A 19,249-nucleotide genomic window follows, 5' to 3' on the forward strand; every position below is an offset into this window, starting at 1 on the left:
AGGATGACGGGTCCACATTAGAAAGTGAAATTCATGTCTACTTTCGTTCAGAAGCCTGCTGAGGTGGAGAAGAAGTGGGTCATCATCGACGCCGAAGGCCTCGTTGTTGGTCGCCTCGCCACCATCGTTGCAACCCGCCTGCGCGGCAAGCACAAGGCCACCTACACCCCCCACGTCGATGATGGCGACAATGTCATCGTTATCAACGCGGAAAAGATTGCCTTCACCGGCAACAAGTACTCCGACAAGAAGTACTACTGGCACACCGGTCACCCGGGTGGCATCAAGGAGCGCACCGCTCGCCAGATCATCGAAGGCCGCTTCCCGGAGCGCGTCGTTGAAAAGGCCATCGAGCGCATGATCCCGCGCGGCCCGCTCGGCCGTCGCCAGATGAAGAACCTGCGCGTTTACGCCGGCTCGAACCATCCGCACGAAGCACAGCAGCCCACCGTTCTCGACGTGGCCGCGCTTAACAAGAAGAACGTAAGGAGCGCCTGATAATGGCCGATCTTTCCTCTCTGAAAGACCTCGCCCCGGCATCGGAAGCTTCGGCTCCCGTGCACGTCCGCAAGGTTGATACCCTCGGCCGCTCCTACGCGACCGGCAAGCGCAAGAACGCCGTAGCCCGCGTATGGGTGAAGGCCGGTTCTGGCAAGATCATCATCAACGGCCGCGATTTCACCACGTATTTCGCACGTCCGGTTCTGCAGATGATCCTTCAGCAGCCGATCGTTGCCGCTGCCCGCGCAGGCCAGTTCGACATCATCGCCACCGTTGCCGGTGGTGGTCTGTCCGGTCAGGCCGGTGCCGTTCGTCACGGTCTGTCCAAGGCCCTCACCTACTTCGAACCGGGCCTGCGCTCCGTTCTGAAGAAGGGTGGTTTCCTGACCCGCGACAGCCGCGTTGTCGAGCGTAAGAAGTACGGTAAGGCCAAGGCCCGCCGTTCGTTCCAGTTCTCCAAGCGCTAATCGCTTCGACGAACGGTTCGTTCAGAACTTCGAAAGGCGGGACTTCGGTTCCGCCTTTTTTCGTGGTTTCCTCCCTTGTTTTTTTAACAGGAAGACAGCACCCTCGGCGCAAACGGCAACAGGGGTGATGAATGCCATCCAAAACCATCGACCATGCCTTTACCGCAACCACGCTGACATCGGCCGCCACCGACCCGACCCATGCGGGCGTGCTCTCCTTCATGCGGCGCAAATATACCAAGACCCTCAAGGGTGTCTCGACGGCGGTGTGGGGTATTCCCTTCGATGCGGCCACCTCCAACCGCCCCGGCGCACGCTTCGGGCCGCAGGCCATCCGCCGGGCCTCGGCAATTTTCGATAACGATCCGCAATATCCCTTCGCGCGTGACCTCTTCGCCCATATGCCGACCGTCGATTATGGCGACTGCCTGCTTGACTACGGCAATCACTGGAAGACGCCTGATACGATCGAGAAGGAAGCTCGCAGCATCATCTCCAAGACGGATTATCTGCTGACGCTCGGCGGTGACCACTTCATTACCTGGCCGCTTTTGAAGGCGCATGTGGCCAAGCACGGGCCGTTGGCGCTGGTGCAGTTCGATGCGCATCAGGACACATGGTTCGACGATGGCAAACGCATCGACCACGGCTCCTTCGTGGCCCGCGCCGTGCGTGACGGCCTGATCGATGCGGACCGCTCGATCCAGATCGGCATTCGTACCCATGCCCCTGACGATTTCGGCATCCGCATTCTCCACGGCTACGAGGTGGAGGAGATGCGGGCGAGCGACATCGCCTCGCTGATCGTCAAGCATACGGGCGGCATGCCGGCCTATCTGACCTTTGACATCGATTGCCTCGACCCGGCCTTCGCGCCCGGAACCGGCACGCCTGTGGCCGGCGGACCGACCAGCGCCAAGATTCTCTCGGTTCTGCGCGGCCTTGGCCAGCTTGATATTCGCGGCTCCGATGTGGTGGAGGTGGCCCCCGCTTACGATCATGCGGATATTACCGCCATTGCCGGAGCCACCGTTGCAATGTATATGCTTGGCCTGCGTGCCGAACGGCTGGCCAAGGCCGGCTGACACAAAAACGGCACCTGCCAAACTGATTCCGAATACCCTTACAACCCTTTGAAAAGTCAGGACAAGGACATGACAGCGAAGATCTTCATCGATGGCGAACACGGCACCACGGGTCTGCAGATCCGCACGCGCCTTGCTGGTCGCCGCGATATTGACCTGCTGTCCATTCCCGAAGCCGAGCGCCGCAACGCCGCAATGCGCGAGGATATGCTCAACAACGCCGACATTTCCATCCTCTGCCTGCCGGATGATGCTTCCCGGGAAGCGGTCTCGATGGTGGCCGGCAACAACAATGTCCGCATCATCGACACGTCCACCGCCTATCGCGTCCACAAGGACTGGGCTTACGGCTTTGCCGAGATGGACAGCGAGCAGGGTGAGAAGGTTCGCTCCGCCCGCTTCGTCGCCAATCCGGGCTGCTACCCGACAGGCGCTATCGGCCTCATCCGCCCCCTGCGCGCTGCCGGCATCCTGCCCGATGGTTATCCGGTCAGCGTCAATGCGGTTTCCGGTTATACCGGCGGCGGCAAGCAGATGATTGCGCAGATGGAAGATCAGAGCCGCGACGACGCGATCAGCGCCAATAATTTCCTCTATGGCCTGACGCTTTCCCACAAGCACGTGCCGGAAATGACCATTCACGGCCAGCTTGACCGCGCGCCGCTGTTTGCGCCTTCCGTTGGACGTTTCCCGCAGGGCATGATCGTGCAGGTGCCGCTGTTTGCCGCTGACCTCAAGGAAGGCACGAGCATCGAGACGGTGCATGCCGCGCTCACCGCCCATTATGCGGGCCAGGACATCGTCAGTGTGGTGCCACTTGCCGAAAGCAAGGGGCTTTCCCGCATCGATGCCGAGGAACTGGCGGGCAAGGACACGATGAAGCTCTTCATCTTCGGCACGCCGGGCGGCGAACATATCAACCTCGTGGCGCTGCTCGACAATCTCGGCAAGGGCGCATCCGGCGCAGCTGTGCAGAACATGGAACTGATGCTGTCGGCATGAGGTTTTTTGCATGAGCCGAACCATCCCCTCTTTTCCGGCCTTGTGGAATATCGAGGCCGCAAAACAGATTGCCGACACGCCGGCCGGGGTGGTCTACGCGGTGACGCGTGGTGACGGCTCTCCAGCCGTCGCCAAAGTCCTGAAAAAGAAAGGGCTTGAGGACAGCCTTCGCGGTGCGGATTTCATCGCGTGGCGCGCGGGTGTCGGATGCGTGGAGCTGCTTGAGCGTTCCGATGATATTCTGCTGATGGAACATGCCGGCGCCGAGACCCTGCGCGATGTGCTGTTCCGCGACGGTGACGACGATGCTGCGACGGAAATCGCCGCCGATGTTCTGCTGCAATACCATCAGCCATCGCAGCAGACACCGCCCTCAAGCCTGCTGACGTTGCCTCTCTATTTCGAAAGCCTGTTCCGCAAGGCCGAGCAGGATCGCACCAGCGGCGTGGAGAGCATCTACATCGAGGCCGCCGCGATGGCGCAGGAGCTGATTGACCGGCAACGGGATGTGAAGCCGCTGCATGGCGATCTGCATCACGAAAACATCATGCGCAGCGGGCGCGGTTGGATCATCATCGACCCGGCCGGGCTGATCGGCGATGCGGCGCTTGATGTCGCCAACATGTTCTCCAATCCACTCGACCGCTTCGATCTGACGCGCAGCGAAGCGCGCATCGCCTCGATGGCGGCGATTTTTTCGAGAGCGCTGCAGCGGGATGAACGGGTTTTGCTGCAATATGCCTTCGCTTATGGCTGCCTTTCGGCCGCATGGCACGAAGAGGACAGCAATGCGGAAGAGCGCGACAACGAACTCGCTGTCGCAGCTACTGTCAAAACGGTGCTGAAGCAGTTCTGAACGCGCTCAGTCCCTGACTTCGACGGCGACAGGCGCCGGATATTCGCCAATGAAACCGCGCCAGTGGGCGACCGCAAATCCAAGCACGATCAATGCCATGCCCTGATGGGCGAGTGCCACGTGGATATCCACATGCATGAGAAGCGTGGTGATGCCGAGCGCCGCCTGAATGGAAACGAGCACGAAGAACAGCACGGCCCGACGGGCGTGTGGCGTATTCGGCAGTGCACGGGCAATGGACACCATGTGCCACAGCGTGGCGGCGAAAAGCGTGTAGGCGCCAAGACGATGGATGAACTGCACCGTCTTCGGGTTTTCGAAGAGATTGATCCACCAGGGCTGCTGCAGGAAGAGATCGCCCGGCACCATTGAGCCGTCCATCAGCGGCCAGGTATTGTAGGAAAGGCCGGCATTCAACCCCGCCACCAGCGCGCCGAGATAGATCTGGAACAGACAGAGGACCGTCAACAGGCCGGCAAAGCCCCTGCCCGTATTTTCGTCAGCCGCCTCAGGCGAATGATGCGACAGGCCGCGCAATATCCACATGCAGCCGGCGAAGATGAGGCAGGCAATGGTCAGATGCGTGGCGAGGCGATATTGCGAAACATCCGTGCGATTGACGAGACCGGAAGAGACCATCCACCAGCCGATAAAGCCCTGAAAACCGCCAAGCGCCAGAAGACCGACCAGCGGCAGGCGCAAACGCTTTTCGACACGGCCGGTCAACCAGAAAAAGGCGAGCGGCAGGGCGAAGATGAGACCGATGGCGCGGGCAAGCAAGCGATGCGCCCATTCCCACCAGAAAATCGTCTTGAACTCATCAAGCGACATACCCCTGTTGATTTCCTGATATTGTGGGATGCGCTTGTAGAGCTGGAATTCCTCTTCCCATTCGGCAACCGAAAGCGGCGGGATAGCGCCGTGGATGGGCTTCCATTCGGTGATCGACAGGCCGGATTCGGTAAGCCGCGTGGCGCCGCCCACCAGCACGAGACAGAAAAGCGTGAAGAGAACGACGCGCAGCCAGATGCGCAGCAGGCGGCGGTTCTTTTCCTGCTTCTGCAGGGCAGCCTCCACCACCATTTCCGCGGAACCGTTTGCCATCGTCATGCTGCTCGAACGCATCTTTTCAGGTCTCCCTCATACAGTCATGTTGATTAGCCCCAACCGGCACCACAAAACAAGGCCTCAGGGTTTGCGGCATCCGGTCGCGGCGGTATAGTCGCGCTTACATATCAGATCGTCCTGCCTCTTCTTCGAATCACCAAGACGATCTAATTTTTTGTTTTCCGCATGTCTTTTTCCCAAACCGATGACACTTTGGGAGACATGCGCTCATGATGGAAGATTTCATGCCCCCTCGCCTCAGATCGCTTATCGGCACCATCGTCATCATCTGCCTCGTCGTCATCTACGCCGTGGCGGCGACTGCCATCGCATCGGCGACGCTGGCGCAATCGCCCTGGTGGGTGCATCTGGTCTATTTCGTGCTGAGCGGGCTTTTGTGGATATTGCCGGCCATGCTCATCATCAAATGGATGGCTGGCCCCAAAAAACAGGGATAAGCGCCAACCGTTGCGCAACACCCTGAGGTCGCAATTTTATAAACCGATTGTTTGCCGCTCAGCGATATAGTCCCACCGAAACAACCGGAGAGAGTGGATGGCGGCTGAGGGGCCGGTCACAGTCAGCGAGGGCAAAGCGTCGAGCGCCATGCAAGGCGAGCGGCGGGGTGCCGACCGTCTGGTGATCGATCTCGTCGACGACATTTCCACCATCCGCCCCGACTGGGAGCGGATGGAGAGCGACCCGCTCAACTCCCTGCATCAGGGGTTCGGCTGGTGCTCCATCTGGGCACAGACCCAGAAAAGCCCATTGCTCATCATTCGCGGCAGACAAAGCGCAAAGACGGTCTTCCTGCTGCCGCTCGAAATCGTGCAGGAGAGCGGCATCCGCAAGGCACGTTTTCCGGGCGGCCGTTTCAACAATATCAATACCGGTCTCTTCGATCCGTCCTTTGCCGAACAGGCGGAACACAAGACGGCGGCGGCGATTGCCCGCGAGGCGCGAAAACTGCTGCATGGCCGGGCGGATATTCTGGCCTTGCAGAACATACCGCTCAGCTGGCGCGGCAGGACCAATCCGCTTTCGTATCTGGCCTCCGTCGAAAACCAGAACCCGGCCTTTCAACTGCCGCTGCTGGAGAGTTTTGAAAGCACCCTGCGACAGGTCAATGCCAAGAGGCGGCGGAAGAAATTCCGTATCCAGAGCCGCAGAGCCGAGGAAATGGGCGGTTACAGCCATGTGATTGCCCGTTCGCCACAGGAAAAATGCGAGTTATTGCAGGCTTTCTTCCGGCAAAAGGCCACCCGCTTCGCCTCTCAGGGCATACCGGATGTTTTTCGAAGCCAATCGGTGAAGGATTTTTTCTACGATCTGGCCAACTTCCCGGAAACGGGCACGGACAGTCTTCTGGAGCTGCACGCCATTCGACTGCATGGCGAAAACGAGGGCGTCATTGCCGCCATATCCGGGCTTTCGCGCAAGCAGGATCACATCATCTGCCAGTTCGGCTCGATCGATGAGGCGGTTTCGGAACTCAGCCCCGGCGAGTTGCTGTTCTGGCTGATGATTGAACGGGCCTGCAGAGAGAAAGCCGCACTCTTCGATTTCGGCGTCGGCGACCAGCTTTACAAACGCAGCTGGTGCCCGCTTTTTACCGCACAGCACGATATATTCCTGCCGGTGACATTGAAGGGGCGCGCAGCGGCCTCGGCCTATGTCGCCATCGCCAGAACGAAAAGCCTGATCAAGTCCAATCCGGCGCTCTACGCGCTGATCCAGCGTTTTCGCGCCGGACGACCAAGAACGGACGCCCTGTCTGTCACTGACTGAGAGGGTTTTCCGTCCGTCAGGCGGCGCTCAGATGACCCGGCTTGCGCATACCCGTCATTGGCAATGCCTGCTCGTAGCCCTGGGCCACCAGTTCACCGAGCGTCTTTTCCAGCATCTCGCCATCCTTGCCGGGCACCGAAACGATGATTTCCGCCGGCAGATTGCGCAGCATTTTTTCAAGGCTCGAAATCTGCACCGCGCCGCATTCAACCAGAACCGTATCATAGGCGTCGGACAGGGCGCTTAGAATCATCGTCAGCCGATCGATGGCCCGCATGGCCTCACGCGGCTGCGCATTGCCGCGCGGCACGATATGCGCATCGGACAGCCGGTCACCGTGAATGGTTTCACCAAAGGCAGCAGCGCCCGCCAGAAGATCCATGACACCCGGCAGCCCGGCCTCGGGCACCATAAGACGCGTGGGACAGGCCGAGGCCGTCATATCGACGAGAACGACCGAGCGGCCCATTTCAGACAGGGCACGCGCCAGCATGACGGTGGTAGTTGAACCGCTGTCGCCGGCTGGAGACACAACGGCGGCGACGGGTTTGGCAAGACGGGTGGCCAGAAAGCCCGCAACGGCATCGATCGAGAAATCGTCGGAGGTTTCGATCTCCTCTTTCGTCGCCTCTTCTTTCAAAGGTGCGACCTCTTCCACCGGCAAAACCGAAGCCGAAGCAGCAGTGGTGGCGGCAACGACCGGTAACGGCCGCACCTCTTCGACAATGGGTTGCTGCTGGTAGGCGGCAGCGGGCATGGCCTGGGTGGCCGGCGGCGACGCCTCATGATGGGTGGCAACCGGTTGCTCCGGCAAATCCGTGGTCTCGTCCCTGTCGGCGGGTTTACGCGTCGGCGCAGGCGGATCGGAGAGCGGCGGAACCTGATTTCTGCCTACCGGCTTCAAGGCGCGCCCGGTGAAGAGTTCCACCAGCATGACGACGATGCAGGAGAGCAGGAAGGTCGCCAGTGTGACGACGATGGTGATGGCTCCGGTTTTCGGGAAATAGGGCTCACGCGGCTCCACCGCACCTGAGATCACGCGCGCGTCGGCGGGCGTTGAATCCACCGAACCGGCGCGCGAGGTCGCCTCGCGGTAACGGGCGAGATAGGTTTCCAGAAGCTGGCGTTGGGCCGAAGCCTCGCGTTCCAGATCGTTCAGGCCGACCTGCTGCTCCCCGGCGCGCACGCTTTCGGATTTCAGCACGTTCAATTGCTGCACCAGTTGCCGTTCGCGCAGGCGGGAAACATTGGCTTCGTTTTCCAGGCTTGCCAGCACCTTGCGAGTTTCTTCCTGAATCTGCCGCTGTATGCCTTCCAGCTGGTTGCGCAGCGCCCTAATACGTGGATGGCCTTCCAGCAACGAGGAGGTCAGATCGGAAATCTGGCTGCGGATACCCGTTTCGTTTTCCTTCAACCGCTGGATCGTTGGAGAACCGACGACATCCGGGAAGGTATCGAGAGGGCGGCCGCTTGAAAGCGCATTGCGCACGCCTTCCGCCCGCGCTTCCGCATTCGCACGCTCTCCACGAATACGGCCTAGTTCGGTCGAGATATCGCTGAGCTGGCGGGTGGCAAGCGTTTCGCCCTGCCCGGCCGACAGGAGATCGGATGAGGCGCGATAATCCGCGACCTTCCTGTCCGCCTCACGTACCTTCTCGCGCAGATTGGCAATTTCCGGCTCCAGCCAGCGCGCCGCTTCCGTGCTCGTGTCGAGTTTCGCGCCACTTTGCAGAGCGATATAGGCCTTCATCATCTCGTTGGGGATGGCCGCGGCGAGCTTTGGATCTTCAGAAGAAAACTCAACGGTGATGACGCGTGAGCTTTCGACCTGATAGACCTGCAATTTCTCGCGGAAGGCCTTCAGCACCCGCTCTTCGGGTTGCACCTGCAGCGGATCTTTCTTGAGACCTACGGCAATCAGCAGGCCCGACACCAGCGAAGGACGCGCTTCCGGATCAAACTCCTCCAGCTCATAGAGCTTCATGTTTTTCGCGACCTGCTTGATGAGGTCGACCGATTGCAGGATCTGCACCTGGCTGGAGACGGTCAATTCATCAAGCACCGGCTCGGCCGGCGCATTGGATTGCTGTGAAGCACCGAAAGAGGCCGCGCGGGATTCGATGAGGACACGCGCTTCACCCTTATAGGCGGGCGCCATCATGCTGGCGATCACGAAGGCGGCGCCGCCGGCCAGAAGCGTGACGGCCGCGATCCGGCCCTTGCGCCGCCATATGGCTGCAACAAGCTGTGCCAGATCGATATCCACATCCCTGTCGTCCATGCGATCGCCGTTCATGTGGGCTCCGTAACCGAGACAAACCTCGGGCGCTCAAATATAGATGGCCAATTTTCGCGAATTGTAAGTCTTGGCGGTAACACAACAGTTAATCCCGGCGAATCCGACAAAATAAATCGGATATTGCGACACTCCGGACTGACCGTTTACCGCGCATTAACCCTAACAGAACGATAAGAATGCTCATAGATCGACTCGGAGCCAGATGAGATGCCGCTCGCCGGATCACGACATGTCACCGCACTGACGCTTGCCGTTCTGACGGCCCTTTCCGGTTGCGCGGCATATCAACCCGCGCCGCGCTCGTTCAATGAGGCGGCCTTGCAACCCTATCATGTCGATAGCGGCGACAGGCTGCGCATCAACGTCTTCGAACAGGTGGGGCTGACCAATACCTATACGGTCGATCAGGCCGGTTATGTCGCCTTCCCGCTTGTCGGTCAGGTTCCTGCGCGCGGCAAGACGCTGCCGCAGCTCGAAGCCGCCATTGCCGCGAAATTGCGCCAGGGTTATCTGCGCGATCCAGACGTGACGATCGAGATCGACCGTTATCGCCCCGTCTTCATCATGGGTGAAGTTGGTCGTCCCGGCCAATATTCCTATGTGCCCGGCATGACGGTGCAGAACGCCATCGCCATCGCCGGCGGGTTCACCCCGCGCGCCAATCAGGCCGATGTCGATCTTACCCGCAAGATCAACGCCGAGGTAATGACCGGCCGGATCGGCATCACCGCACCCATTCTTGCGGGCGATACGGTCTATGTACGTGAACGCTTCTTCTGAAAACGGAGTGGCACACGTGTCGGATGACGGCCCTCCCCTGCGCATCATTCACTGTTTCCGCTCCCCCGTCGGCGGTGTCTTCCGCCATGTGCGCGACCTGATAGAAGAACATGTCAAACAGGGTCACAAGGTGGGTATCGTCTGCGACAGTTCGACCGGTGGCGCACATGAGGAACGGCTTTTCGCCCAGATCGCCCCGATGCTGGAGCTGGGGCTTACCCGCCTGCCCATCAGGCGCTCCATCGGCCCGGGTGACCTGCCGGCACTCTGGAGATCCTACAAGCAGATAAAAAGTTTGCGGCCGGACATCTTGCACGGGCATAGCGCCAAGGGTGGCGCTCTTGCCCGGCTGATCGGCTCATTGTTGCGGGCGAACAGGTATCGCGTAGCCCGCCTCTACTCGCCGCATGGCGGCAGCCTGCATTACGACCGCAAGAGCCTGAAGGGGCAGCTGTTCCTGCGGCTCGAAAGGTTTCAGGAACACTTTACCGACGCGCTCTGCTTTGTCTGTAATTTCGAACAGCGAACCTATGAAGCCAAGGTCGGCAAGCCGCGCACCCGAACGGCGATGATCTATAACGGCGTGCAGGAAAGCGAGTTCGAAACCGTGCCGGCCCGCGAGGACGCAGCCCGTTTCCTCTATATCGGCATGTTGCGCGATCTCAAGGGCCCGGATGTCTTCATCAAGGCCTTCGCCAGGATGGAGCGTAGCATCGGCCACCCCATGTCCGGCGTTATCGTCGGTGACGGGCCGGACAGGGACAAATATGCGGCGATGATCGACAAATCAGGGCTTTCCCAGCGGATTGCCATGCATGCCGCCATGCCCGCCAGACAGGCCTTCGAGCTGGCGGAGACCGTGGTGGTGCCCTCGCGCGCCGAAGCCATGCCCTATATCGTGCTTGAGGCGCTGGCGGCGGGCAAGACGGTCATCGCCTCACATGTCGGCGGCATTCCCGAGGTTCTGGGAGAGAACAGCGAGGCGCTGGTTCCGGCCGGAGACGCCGAGGCGCTGGCGAAGATCATGGTCAGGGACGCTGAAGATGGCGATTGGTCAAAGCGGGTGATGCCCCCACCAAACAGCTTTAAGGCGAAGTTTTCAACGCCTGTCATGGCCGATGACATGATGAAGCTGTATCGCGACCTGCTTTCACGCTAAAGCGCGCCTGACGTCTAAAGACATTTTAAAAACACGATTTTTAATTGTATATTCCGCCATCCTGTAGAAAAGCATCATAAACGTTTCTTAGCATGTTTCGGCTAGTTTCCTGCTCGTAGAGCGCGTGTGTCCGTTCGGACGCTACGCAAGGACGCTTTACCACTTTGAAGTTGCGCATCGTTCCCATCGAAAATCGATTTCGATTTTCGGGCCGATCCGCTAGAGGGTGCGGACCAAGTAATGACCAAGGCTGACAAGGACAGACTGCAATTCGATCTGGCGTCGTTGCGCAAGCAAATCTCCGAGCGTGAAGCCGGTGAGCCTTCGCCGTCCGAGACCGTCGTTCTCAATCCTCTTGCGCGGCAGATCGCCAACCAGCTGCGTGCCGGCAACCATTCACCCAACATGGTGATCGGCCAGTTGCGGCTGCTGGAATTCTCGATGCTCGTGGTCATCGCCGCCATCGTCAACGGTATCGCCGCCGATAGGGGTCTCGAAACCTTTCTTTCGGTTTTCAGCGCCGGCGTACTGGGTGCGGCACTCTGTGTGTTCCTGCTGCAGGCGGGCGACTGTTATCAGTTACCGACGCTGCGCACGCCGCTGAAAATGTTTGCCCGCATTCAAGGCGCCGTCTGTCTGTCTTTCGTGGGCGCCGCCTGTTTCCTGCTCGTGGTTTTTCCCAATGCGCTGCATTCCTGGCCGGCTTTCGGCATATGGTATGCGATTGGCGCGGTAGCCATTTTCACCGGACGGCTGATCCTTGGCTTTGCCATTCGCCACTGGGGCCGCAATGGCGTCATGGAACGCCGCGCCGTCATCGTCGGTGGTGGCGATGCTGCCAGAGACCTCATCCGTTCGCTCGAGCAGCAGTCGGACAATGATATCCGCATCTGCGGGATTTTCGACGACCGGAAAAGCGAGCGCTCTCCCGATGTCGTCGCCGGTTATCCCAAGCTCGGCACCTTTGCCGAACTGGTGGAATTTGCCCGCCTGACAAAGCTCGACATGCTGATCATCGCCCTGCCGCTAAGCGCAGAGGCCCGCATTCTCCAGCTCTTGCGCAAACTCTGGGTGCTGCCGGTCGATATTCGCATCGCCGCTCACGCCAATAAATTGCGGTTCCGTCCGCGCGCCTATTCGCATGTGGGCAATGTGCCGATGCTCGATGTGTTCGACAAGCCGATCCGCGACTGGGATTCGGTGGCGAAACGGATATTCGACATCACCTTTAGCCTCCTCGGCATCGCCCTTTTCTGGCCGGTGATGCTGGGCGCCGGGATTGCCGTCAAGGCCACGTCCAAAGGCCCCATCCTCTTCAAGCAGAAGCGTCACGGCTTCAACAATGAGACGATCAACGTCTGGAAGTTCCGTTCCATGTATACGGAACTCAGCGATCCCACCGCCAAGAAGGCCGTCACCAAGAACGACCCGCGCGTCACACCGGTCGGCCGTTTCCTGCGCAAATCGTCGATGGACGAGCTGCCGCAGCTCTTCAACGTTCTCTATGGCGATCTCTCGCTGGTCGGCCCGCGCCCGCACGCAGTCCATGCCCAGACGGGTGATCTGAAATATACCGAAGTGGTGGAGCATTATTTCGCGCGTCACAAGGTCAAGCCCGGCGTGACCGGTTGGGCGCAGATCAATGGCTGGCGCGGTGAAATCGACCATGGCGACAAGATCAAGTTCCGCACCGAATACGATCTTTATTACATCGAGAACTGGTCGCTTTTCCTCGATCTCAAAATCCTGTTCCTGACGCCGATACGGCTGCTCAAATCGGAAAACGCCTATTGACCCACGTCGGTTACCAGCACGCACCGGGTTTTGATGCGCCTCTGGCCGCCATGCGGCTCGTCGGTTCGTTCTTCATTGCCTTCGGCGTGTTCCTCTCCGGCTTCGTCATCTCCGAACCGGCGCCTTACGAACTGATGATGGTCGGGCAAGTGGCCATCTGGTTCCTGCTGGGCCTGCTCCTTTCCCGCACCGTCGTGCTGCTGCTGTGCCTGCTGCTTGCCTTTAATGTCGGCGGTTATCTTTCGCTCACCACCATGGCTGACCTCGACGAGGGGCCGCTTTATCTCGCCGTCTCGACCTTTCTGGCGCTGACCTCGGTTTTTTACGCGGCGATCATCGAGGATAAATATCAGCGGCTGCTGCTGATTTTTCGCGCCTGGCTCGCCGCGGCGCTGATCACCTCGCTGCTCGGTATCATCGGATATTTTCATGCCCTTCCCGGCTTCGAGGTATTCACGCTTTATGATCGCGCCAAGGGTGCGTTTCAGGACCCGAACGTCTTTGGTCCCTTCCTGGTGACACCGTCGCTTTACCTGATCTATGGCCTGCTCACCGGCAAGGCGATGCATGCGCCGTGGCGTATCCTCGGCCTGCTGATCCTGTCGCTTGGCGTGTTCCTGTCATTTTCGCGTGCGGCATGGGGCCTGTTTCTGTTCGCCACCCTGCTGCTCGTCTTCGTCATGCTGCTGAAGGAGCGCACTGCCGCGTTTCGGCTGAAAATTCTCGTGCTGTTTCTCGTTGCGGTCGCGCTCATGGTCGCAGCCGTCATCATCGCGCTGCAATTCAAACAGGTCTCGGACCTGTTCTTCAGCCGCGCCTCTGCGGTGCAATCCTATGATGGCGGGCATCTGGGGCGTTTTGCCCGTCACTATCTTGGTTTCCTGCTGGCGATGGAACATCCACTTGGCATCGGGCCAATGGTGTTCGACAATATCTTTCCCGCCGCCGAACATAATATCTGGCTGAAAAGCCTGACAACGCATGGCTGGTTCGGTTTCGTGATCTATCTGACGCTGATCTGCTGGACGATCGCTGCCGGTTTCAGGCATCTGCTGCGGCCGCGGCCGTGGCAGCCGTTCCTGATCATTTCCTGGGTGACCTTTGTCGGCCACGTCATGATCGGCGCCGTCATCGATACCGATCACTGGCGGCATTTCTTCCTGCTGCTCGGCATATTGTGGGGCTGCATGGCGCTGGAAAAACGTGAAAACCTGCGCCGCCGCACTAGCCACGCCTAAAATACCTGCCCTTACGGAACCCTGCGCGATTTCATGCGTTTAGCCCGCGATTATGATCGTCAAACGGGGAGACATCTTATGACGCAGACCAATAATCTCTATCTCATCATCGGCGCACTCCTGGTGGTCCTTGTTGGCCTTGGGGCCTATGTCTGGCACGAGGAAAGCAAGCCGAAGGGCATCGAGATGAATATCGGCCCGAACGGCGTTTCCGTTCAGGAAAATTAAGGCGCAAGCGTCGCGCAAACTTCCTTCATTAGACCGGGTTCACCCCAAGCCCAAGCGGCGTGGGACGCACCCGGTCTTCTTATGAGAGGAGACGAAAGGCGGGATCAACAATCCGCGCCAAGCCGGTTCGGTACGAATGATGCGTATCGGGCTGATCATGGAAAAGTTATCGAAATGGTCTCCTCCGTCGACCTGTCCACCCGCCTCACCGCCACCAGATTAGCCCTCAAGGCCATCAAGGAGCAGGATGACAACTCCACCGCGACCTCATCTTCCTCGTCGCGGGCAGCGCTGCTTGGCGCCTATGGCGTCGATACGTCTTCTTCTTCCACAAATTCGAGGCTGACACAGCTTCTGGCGCAATATGCGCAGACCTCCGGCGAAGAGACGCAGACCGAGACTACACCTCAGGCTTCATCCGGCGATATTACGCAGGCCGGTTTCATGAAGGATCTGAAGGAGATGCTGGAGGATTTGTCCAAGAACCCGGACAAGGCCTCGCAGGCAAAGGCGATTCTGGAAGCACTGGCCGCCGGCACGCTCACCGTATCCGATCCATCCGAAGGCGCGCAGATCAAGGCGTGGGACGTGAAGGCCGATTCGAAAACCACCTCGAAACCGGCAACCGAGATCGCCACGACGGGCTGGAGCGATTTTCTGAAGGATCACCTCAAACGCGACGGCTCAGCCTATAGCAAGAGCGCCAGCGGCGCTTATGTTGACAGGATCTCCGGCGACAACGCGTTTTTCGGCAGCGTCGGCAGTCGCTATTATTATCTCACCTGGCCGCAGGCTAAATCCGGCACGCTGACCGTCTAAGCGGCCGCTTCCGAACCCATCTGGACAAAACGCTGCGGCATCGATCATGCCGCAGCGTTGTTCTTGCCATTCAAGCGACGGGCGCAGCTGCCTGCGCGGTTTCACCCGACAGAGCTTTTTGCAATTGCGCTTCCTGCTCCGGAGACAGTGAGGTCTTGATGACCCGGCCGCGCAGCCCTTCCAGTTCCGCCAGCACCTTTTCCGGCTGTACCTTGCGGATCAGCACGAACAGTGCCGAAGAGCCATTCGGGATGGTTTCGCCAAGGGATTTGATGAAATCGTCATCGATGCCGAAATCGGTCAGCGAACCCGCCAGCGCGCCCGTGCCGGCACCAATTGCGCCGCCAATTGCAAAGCCCGCCAACGGATTAAGGAACAGCAGGCCGACAAGGCCGCCCCAGAGGCCGCCGGACAGAAAACCGGAACTTGCACCAAGCGCCGTCAGGTTGACGCTCTGCTTCAGATGCACCTTGCCGTTTTCATCACGAACAACGACCACGGCGTCTTCCAGATCGACCAGATATTCCTTTTTCAGGCCGGCAAGCTTCAGAAGAACGCGGTCGGCCTCTTCCGTTCCATCAAAACCAACAACGACGAGTTCGGACATATTTATCTCCCTGAGTTTCAATTCCGCTGCAATTGAACGCTGAAGTTCACCGCAGGTTCCAGCCATGATGGAAAGAGGATGTGTCATGCGTTTGACGGAAGCAACCGGCAGAAAGCGGAACGACAGTCTGTCCCCTGCCCGCCATCCACACCCTTTGTTCCTTTTTTTGAGAAAAGGCGATTTTCCGCTTGCGCCCTAACAGGCTTATATATAAACGGCTTTCAGGTTCGGAGCGTAGCGCAGCCCGGTAGCGCACTTGACTGGGGGTCAAGGGGTCGTGGGTTCGAATCCCGCCGCTCCGACCATAAAAATCAGATAGATAGCCAGTTCCCCCAGAGCTGGCTATATTTGTTTTAGCGACATTGCAGCCCTTGGGTCCACTCTCGCAACTGCGCGTTAGGCTTTGCGTGGTGCTTGGTTCTTCCCGCCCTGACGGCGGGCATTTGATTTGCTGGGGGCTGATTGATTGAGCGCTAGACCAAACTTGTTCTTACCGCCATCGCTGTCCCCCTGACGGTTATCGTGTTGAAGTACGCCCCCAGCACCCTGAAGAAGCCTGAGCCTGAAGGACATAGACATGGCGAAGAAATCAAAAATCGAACACTCCGAATTTTCAGGCGAATTCGAAGATGACGGCATCACGGTCCTCGTCGATATTTACCGAGCCGCCGGCACGCAGCAGGATTGGAAGCTTGAGGTCATAAGCGAAAATGACCTTGTCACCACCTGGGACGAGCCTTTCGCCACCGATAAAGATGCATGGGAAGAATTCCTTGCCACGTGCGAAAAGGACGGCATTCGTAGCTTTCTTGAAGACGAGGATCCCGCAGTCCATTAGGGCTTGCCCACACGAACCACGTCGCAGCATAATTGTGGGGCCACCGACCGTATCACCACCCTGCGGAGGACAAGAGCTTTCGGCGTTAGCGCCTGTCGCAGCTATTACTTCGCCATGGAGTGGTGATTTGCCCCTCGAAACTTATCAAACGCAAAGATCGCCCATTGTGGTGACTACGGGGATTCTGTCGCGGCACTAGCGTTTATAAGTCAACGCATAGCGATGACAGCGAACGGCTGACGGGATCAGAATGATTTTCGAGCGGCAGTCGCTGGAACAGGTGTTTGAGATGAAGGTGCGCGTGAGGCGTCACGAGTGTGTCCGGCGGGCGTTTACGATCCGCTGGTTTCTTTTTCCTTCTTCGCCTGATCGTGATGCCACTTGATGGCGAAGTACATGCCTGTACCCAATACGATAATCTTGAACGGGAAGAAGACTATAGGGAACAAATCCACCCAATTCCAATCCGTCATTTTGAATATTTCCAGTCTATTCTTGACATAATCTCCCGCGACTAGAGCTACGTCAAAACTGCTGTTTCAGCAACTTCATTCATGCACGCAAGCACGGTCTTTTTGACGCAGCCCAGCCCGGTTTGTTTCATCCAGGGCGCTTGCGTAACGCCCCAGCCGCCCCCGCCAATCGCCTTTCGTCAAAGAGAATGATTGCACGCATTGCTTTGTTGACTCTTCGCTAAAATTAGAACATTTAGTGAACAAAAGAGAGGTCAACGAGATGTCCGATGCTGCGAAAACCACCCCCGTACGGCCGGACGACATAGCCGGATACGTCATCCAGTGTCACGATGGCGATGCGAGAGCGGCCGTCGAAACGCTGCTTGGTGAAATCGAGCATTTGCAGGAACAGCTTTCCCTTGCGGTTGCCATCATGGGCAAAGGATATACGCGCGGCTGGACGCCGGATATGGCAGGCGATTGAGTCGGCTGTTTGCTGCTGGATGCGGTTTATCGGATGATGAGACCGTAACTTTGACGGACCATGCCTTTGATGTGGATGGAGCTCGCACCTGCCAGAATCGCCCTCCGGCAAGATATTTCCGACAAGATAGTGCGTTGCGGGTCGCGTCGATTACGGACCGGATCCTGGTCCGCCTTATCACCGCTCCGCCGCTGTTATGGCCTCGCCAATTGAGCAAGCCCGCACCGAGAATTGCGTGCAGCCTGATCACATCGGCAATCAAGACAGAACGCAAATCCCTGTGCCGGGAACGATCCGTGATTTACGCAGGATCAGCTGAAAGCGCCCTCAGAACTCGTTTGAGGCGATGGCGAAGTCGTCCGTGATTGGCATGCGCTCTACATTCTCCCATGTTCTGTCCATGGCATAGGTTGCCGAGAGATAGGGAATGCCGATGTGGCCGTAACGCACCGAAAGCTGGCTTTCCGCCTCCTTTTCACCGAGACGCGCGACGCGGCTGAGGTAAAGAGCGGTGGCGAGGCCTGTCCGGTCAGCGCCGGCCTTGCAATGGATGAGGATCGGTTTCGGCGCATCGCGCATGATCGCGACGAGCTGGTTGACCTGGTCCATGTTGAGTTCCCGGCTGGCCGACATGCCGAAATCGATGTGCTTCAACCCAAGTTCGCGCGCTGTTTCAACCTCGTCCCGGTACCAGGCCTGGGATTCATTCGGTCCGCGCAGGTTGATAACCGTTTTGATGCCGTGATCCCTGGTGTAACGGACAAGCTCTTCATTGCTTGGCTGGTTCGAGCGGTAAAGCTGACCGGCCACCACCTCGTGAAAGTTGCCGAGGAGCTGGATGGCGTAAAGATATCCACCTGCCGCAAGCACAACAAAGCCCATGCCCCCAAAGGAGCACTTCCAAAATCTTCGCATAATAAAACGGTTCCCTTACTCGACAAGAGAACCGATACAGACGGATTCTGACAGCAAGCTGAAAGTTATGCGACAGTATTGTAAGAGTAAAAAAATGCGTTCGATCAACGCACGAAAACGTAAACCGCATAGACCGCGATGAGCGCCGCAGCGGCCGCCGCCGTGATGACGCCGAGACGTTTTTCGATGAAATGGCGCACTGAATCACCATATCTCTGCAGCAATCCGGCAAGGATGAAAAAGCGGGCGCCACGTGTGACGACGGCTGAAAGAATGAAGAGGCCGAGGCTGATATTGGCCGCGCCTGAGAGGATCGTCACCACCTTGATCGGCGGCAGGTGCGCCAGCCCCGATGTCACCAGCAGGAGAACGATGGTTTCGTAGTCCACCGAGTTCTTCAGCTGTTCGAAACTGTCGAGCTTGCCGTAAAATTCGAGGATGGGCCGCGCGATGCTCTCGAAAGCATAATGGCCGAGGAACCAACCGGCGATGCCGCCGAGGACCGAGGCGACCGTCGCCACAAACGCATAAAACATCGCCTTTTTCGGCTTGGCCAACACCATGGGCAGGAAAAGCACATCCGCGGGCACGACGAAGACGGAGCTCTCCACAAAAGCGACGATCGCCAGCCACCATACGGCGGTTTTGCGCGCCGCAAGCGCCATCGTCCAGGCATAGATGTTTTTCAGCATTTCATGTCCCCGGGGAAGAGTGTGGAGCGAAGTCAAGGCGGGAGTGCCGAGGCATCTCAGCGGTGATTGAGGCGATTTACGGCGGCGCGCAGCGGACGGAGAAAAGCCAGCGCCGCAGCAGGATTAGACACAACG

Annotated in this window: 21 protein-coding genes and 1 tRNA gene; 16 read left to right on the forward strand and 6 right to left on the reverse strand. The window is 58.7% G+C overall.

What is annotated here, in order from left to right; all coding sequences use genetic code 11:
- The first annotated feature begins 33 nt into the window (after positions 1–33).
- From rplM to M0412_RS06540, 5 genes are all read left to right on the forward strand, one after another.
- A complete protein-coding gene (gene rplM, locus M0412_RS06520; RefSeq protein ID WP_035242586.1) occupies positions 34–498 on the forward strand; it encodes a 50S ribosomal protein L13 in 465 nt (154 codons plus the stop codon).
- 2 nt (positions 499–500) lie between these two features.
- Positions 501–968, forward strand: a complete 468-nt coding sequence (gene rpsI / locus M0412_RS06525; protein WP_080852221.1) for a 30S ribosomal protein S9 — start codon at positions 501–503, stop codon at positions 966–968.
- A 131-nt stretch (positions 969–1,099) separates the two neighbouring features.
- Entirely contained in the window at positions 1,100–2,053 is a 954-nt protein-coding gene (speB, locus tag M0412_RS06530; protein WP_269698093.1) for an agmatinase, read from the forward strand.
- A gap of 69 nt (positions 2,054–2,122) precedes the next feature.
- On the forward strand, positions 2,123–3,055 hold the full coding sequence (argC, locus tag M0412_RS06535) for an N-acetyl-gamma-glutamyl-phosphate reductase (RefSeq protein ID WP_269698094.1): 933 nt from the start codon (positions 2,123–2,125) through the stop codon (positions 3,053–3,055).
- Positions 3,056–3,065: 10 nt separating this feature from the next.
- Entirely contained in the window at positions 3,066–3,911 is an 846-nt protein-coding gene (locus M0412_RS06540) for an aminoglycoside phosphotransferase family protein (RefSeq protein ID WP_269698096.1), read from the forward strand.
- Between the two features lie 6 nt (positions 3,912–3,917).
- Here the strand turns inward: M0412_RS06540 and M0412_RS06545 are convergent, their stop codons facing one another.
- Positions 3,918–5,036: a COX15/CtaA family protein gene (locus tag M0412_RS06545; protein WP_269698097.1), complete on the reverse strand. Its 1,119-nt coding sequence runs from the start codon at positions 5,034–5,036 to the stop codon at positions 3,918–3,920.
- A gap of 227 nt (positions 5,037–5,263) precedes the next feature.
- Here M0412_RS06545 and M0412_RS06550 point away from each other — a divergent pair, with 227 nt between their 5' ends.
- On the forward strand, positions 5,264–5,476 hold the full coding sequence (locus M0412_RS06550) for a DUF2842 domain-containing protein (RefSeq protein WP_142839953.1): 213 nt from the start codon (positions 5,264–5,266) through the stop codon (positions 5,474–5,476).
- 97 nt (positions 5,477–5,573) lie between these two features.
- Positions 5,574–6,806, forward strand: coding sequence for a polysaccharide biosynthesis GNAT family N-acetyltransferase UppA (gene uppA, locus M0412_RS06555; protein WP_269698099.1), 1,233 nt, complete (start codon positions 5,574–5,576; stop codon positions 6,804–6,806).
- A 16-nt stretch (positions 6,807–6,822) separates the two neighbouring features.
- Here the strand turns inward: uppA and uppB are convergent, their stop codons facing one another.
- Positions 6,823–9,102: a polysaccharide biosynthesis protein UppB gene (uppB, locus tag M0412_RS06560; RefSeq protein WP_269698101.1), complete on the reverse strand. Its 2,280-nt coding sequence runs from the start codon at positions 9,100–9,102 to the stop codon at positions 6,823–6,825.
- 210 nt (positions 9,103–9,312) lie between these two features.
- On the opposite strand from uppB, the gene uppC reads away from it, so the two are divergent.
- The 6 genes from uppC to M0412_RS06590 all read left to right on the forward strand — a co-directional run bounded on the left by uppC (position 9,313) and on the right by M0412_RS06590 (position 15,123).
- A complete protein-coding gene (gene uppC / locus M0412_RS06565; RefSeq protein ID WP_046800338.1) occupies positions 9,313–9,885 on the forward strand; it encodes a polysaccharide export protein UppC in 573 nt (190 codons plus the stop codon).
- A gap of 16 nt (positions 9,886–9,901) precedes the next feature.
- Positions 9,902–11,044, forward strand: a complete 1,143-nt coding sequence (gene uppD, locus M0412_RS06570) for a polysaccharide biosynthesis type 4 glycosyltransferase UppD (protein ID WP_269698104.1) — start codon at positions 9,902–9,904, stop codon at positions 11,042–11,044.
- A gap of 240 nt (positions 11,045–11,284) precedes the next feature.
- Entirely contained in the window at positions 11,285–12,838 is a 1,554-nt protein-coding gene (gene uppE / locus M0412_RS06575) for a polysaccharide biosynthesis glycosyltransferase UppE (protein ID WP_269698105.1), read from the forward strand.
- On the forward strand, positions 12,835–14,076 hold the full coding sequence (gene uppF / locus M0412_RS06580) for a polysaccharide biosynthesis O-antigen ligase family protein UppF (protein WP_269698107.1): 1,242 nt from the start codon (positions 12,835–12,837) through the stop codon (positions 14,074–14,076). The genes uppE and uppF overlap by 4 nt, the downstream gene beginning before the upstream one ends.
- A 78-nt stretch (positions 14,077–14,154) precedes the next feature.
- Entirely contained in the window at positions 14,155–14,304 is a 150-nt protein-coding gene (locus M0412_RS06585; RefSeq protein WP_003496532.1) for a hypothetical protein, read from the forward strand.
- 174 nt (positions 14,305–14,478) lie between these two features.
- The gene (locus M0412_RS06590; protein ID WP_269698112.1) at positions 14,479–15,123 is read left to right on the forward strand and encodes a hypothetical protein; all 645 of its coding nucleotides are present in this window, start codon (positions 14,479–14,481) and stop codon (positions 15,121–15,123) included.
- Positions 15,124–15,193: 70 nt separating this feature from the next.
- On the opposite strand, the gene M0412_RS06595 is transcribed toward M0412_RS06590, so the two are convergent.
- Positions 15,194–15,730, reverse strand: coding sequence for a DUF1269 domain-containing protein (locus M0412_RS06595; protein ID WP_142839586.1), 537 nt, complete (start codon positions 15,728–15,730; stop codon positions 15,194–15,196).
- A 228-nt stretch (positions 15,731–15,958) separates the two neighbouring features.
- Between M0412_RS06595 and M0412_RS06600 the strand changes: the two genes are divergently transcribed.
- Both M0412_RS06600 and M0412_RS06605 read left to right on the forward strand, forming a co-directional pair.
- A tRNA-Pro gene (locus M0412_RS06600) sits at positions 15,959–16,035 on the forward strand.
- A gap of 272 nt (positions 16,036–16,307) precedes the next feature.
- Entirely contained in the window at positions 16,308–16,568 is a 261-nt protein-coding gene (locus tag M0412_RS06605) for a hypothetical protein (RefSeq protein ID WP_269698115.1), read from the forward strand.
- A 332-nt stretch (positions 16,569–16,900) separates the two neighbouring features.
- Here the strand turns inward: M0412_RS06605 and M0412_RS06610 are convergent, their stop codons facing one another.
- Complete coding sequence (locus tag M0412_RS06610) at positions 16,901–17,041, reverse strand: hypothetical protein (protein WP_137002497.1); 141 nt, start codon at positions 17,039–17,041, stop codon at positions 16,901–16,903.
- A gap of 262 nt (positions 17,042–17,303) precedes the next feature.
- Here M0412_RS06610 and M0412_RS06615 point away from each other — a divergent pair, with 262 nt between their 5' ends.
- The gene (locus M0412_RS06615; RefSeq protein ID WP_142839585.1) at positions 17,304–17,507 is read left to right on the forward strand and encodes a hypothetical protein; all 204 of its coding nucleotides are present in this window, start codon (positions 17,304–17,306) and stop codon (positions 17,505–17,507) included.
- A 327-nt stretch (positions 17,508–17,834) separates the two neighbouring features.
- Here M0412_RS06615 and M0412_RS06620 read toward each other — a convergent pair whose 3' ends face one another.
- Both M0412_RS06620 and M0412_RS06625 read right to left on the reverse strand, forming a co-directional pair.
- Complete coding sequence (locus tag M0412_RS06620; protein WP_161991176.1) at positions 17,835–18,389, reverse strand: dual specificity protein phosphatase family protein; 555 nt, start codon at positions 18,387–18,389, stop codon at positions 17,835–17,837.
- A gap of 137 nt (positions 18,390–18,526) precedes the next feature.
- Positions 18,527–19,114, reverse strand: coding sequence for a YqaA family protein (locus M0412_RS06625; protein WP_142839583.1), 588 nt, complete (start codon positions 19,112–19,114; stop codon positions 18,527–18,529).
- Between the last annotated feature and the right edge of the window lie 135 nt (positions 19,115–19,249).

The organism is Agrobacterium sp. O3.4 (assembly GCF_041414895.1).
GTDB classification, from domain to species: domain Bacteria; phylum Pseudomonadota; class Alphaproteobacteria; order Rhizobiales; family Rhizobiaceae; genus Agrobacterium; species Agrobacterium cucumeris.

Coding starts and splice junctions, on each gene's coding strand:
- rplM (WP_035242586.1), top strand. CDS start 34: ATGTCTACTTTCGTTCAGAAGCCTGCTGAGGTGGAGAAGAAGTGGGTC.
- rpsI (WP_080852221.1), top strand. CDS start 501: ATGGCCGATCTTTCCTCTCTGAAAGACCTCGCCCCGGCATCGGAAGCT.
- speB (WP_269698093.1), top strand. CDS start 1,100: ATGCCATCCAAAACCATCGACCATGCCTTTACCGCAACCACGCTGACA.
- argC (WP_269698094.1), top strand. CDS start 2,123: ATGACAGCGAAGATCTTCATCGATGGCGAACACGGCACCACGGGTCTG.
- M0412_RS06540 (WP_269698096.1), top strand. CDS start 3,066: ATGAGCCGAACCATCCCCTCTTTTCCGGCCTTGTGGAATATCGAGGCC.
- M0412_RS06545 (WP_269698097.1), bottom strand. CDS start 5,036: ATGCGTTCGAGCAGCATGACGATGGCAAACGGTTCCGCGGAAATGGTG.
- M0412_RS06550 (WP_142839953.1), top strand. CDS start 5,264: ATGCCCCCTCGCCTCAGATCGCTTATCGGCACCATCGTCATCATCTGC.
- uppA (WP_269698099.1), top strand. CDS start 5,574: ATGGCGGCTGAGGGGCCGGTCACAGTCAGCGAGGGCAAAGCGTCGAGC.
- uppB (WP_269698101.1), bottom strand. CDS start 9,102: ATGAACGGCGATCGCATGGACGACAGGGATGTGGATATCGATCTGGCA.
- uppC (WP_046800338.1), top strand. CDS start 9,313: ATGCCGCTCGCCGGATCACGACATGTCACCGCACTGACGCTTGCCGTT.
- uppE (WP_269698105.1), top strand. CDS start 11,285: ATGACCAAGGCTGACAAGGACAGACTGCAATTCGATCTGGCGTCGTTG.
- M0412_RS06585 (WP_003496532.1), top strand. CDS start 14,155: ATGACGCAGACCAATAATCTCTATCTCATCATCGGCGCACTCCTGGTG.
- M0412_RS06590 (WP_269698112.1), top strand. CDS start 14,479: ATGGTCTCCTCCGTCGACCTGTCCACCCGCCTCACCGCCACCAGATTA.
- M0412_RS06595 (WP_142839586.1), bottom strand. CDS start 15,730: ATGTCCGAACTCGTCGTTGTTGGTTTTGATGGAACGGAAGAGGCCGAC.
- M0412_RS06605 (WP_269698115.1), top strand. CDS start 16,308: ATGGCGAAGAAATCAAAAATCGAACACTCCGAATTTTCAGGCGAATTC.
- M0412_RS06610 (WP_137002497.1), bottom strand. CDS start 17,041: ATGACGGATTGGAATTGGGTGGATTTGTTCCCTATAGTCTTCTTCCCG.
- M0412_RS06615 (WP_142839585.1), top strand. CDS start 17,304: ATGTCCGATGCTGCGAAAACCACCCCCGTACGGCCGGACGACATAGCC.
- M0412_RS06620 (WP_161991176.1), bottom strand. CDS start 18,389: ATGGGCTTTGTTGTGCTTGCGGCAGGTGGATATCTTTACGCCATCCAG.
- M0412_RS06625 (WP_142839583.1), bottom strand. CDS start 19,114: ATGCTGAAAAACATCTATGCCTGGACGATGGCGCTTGCGGCGCGCAAA.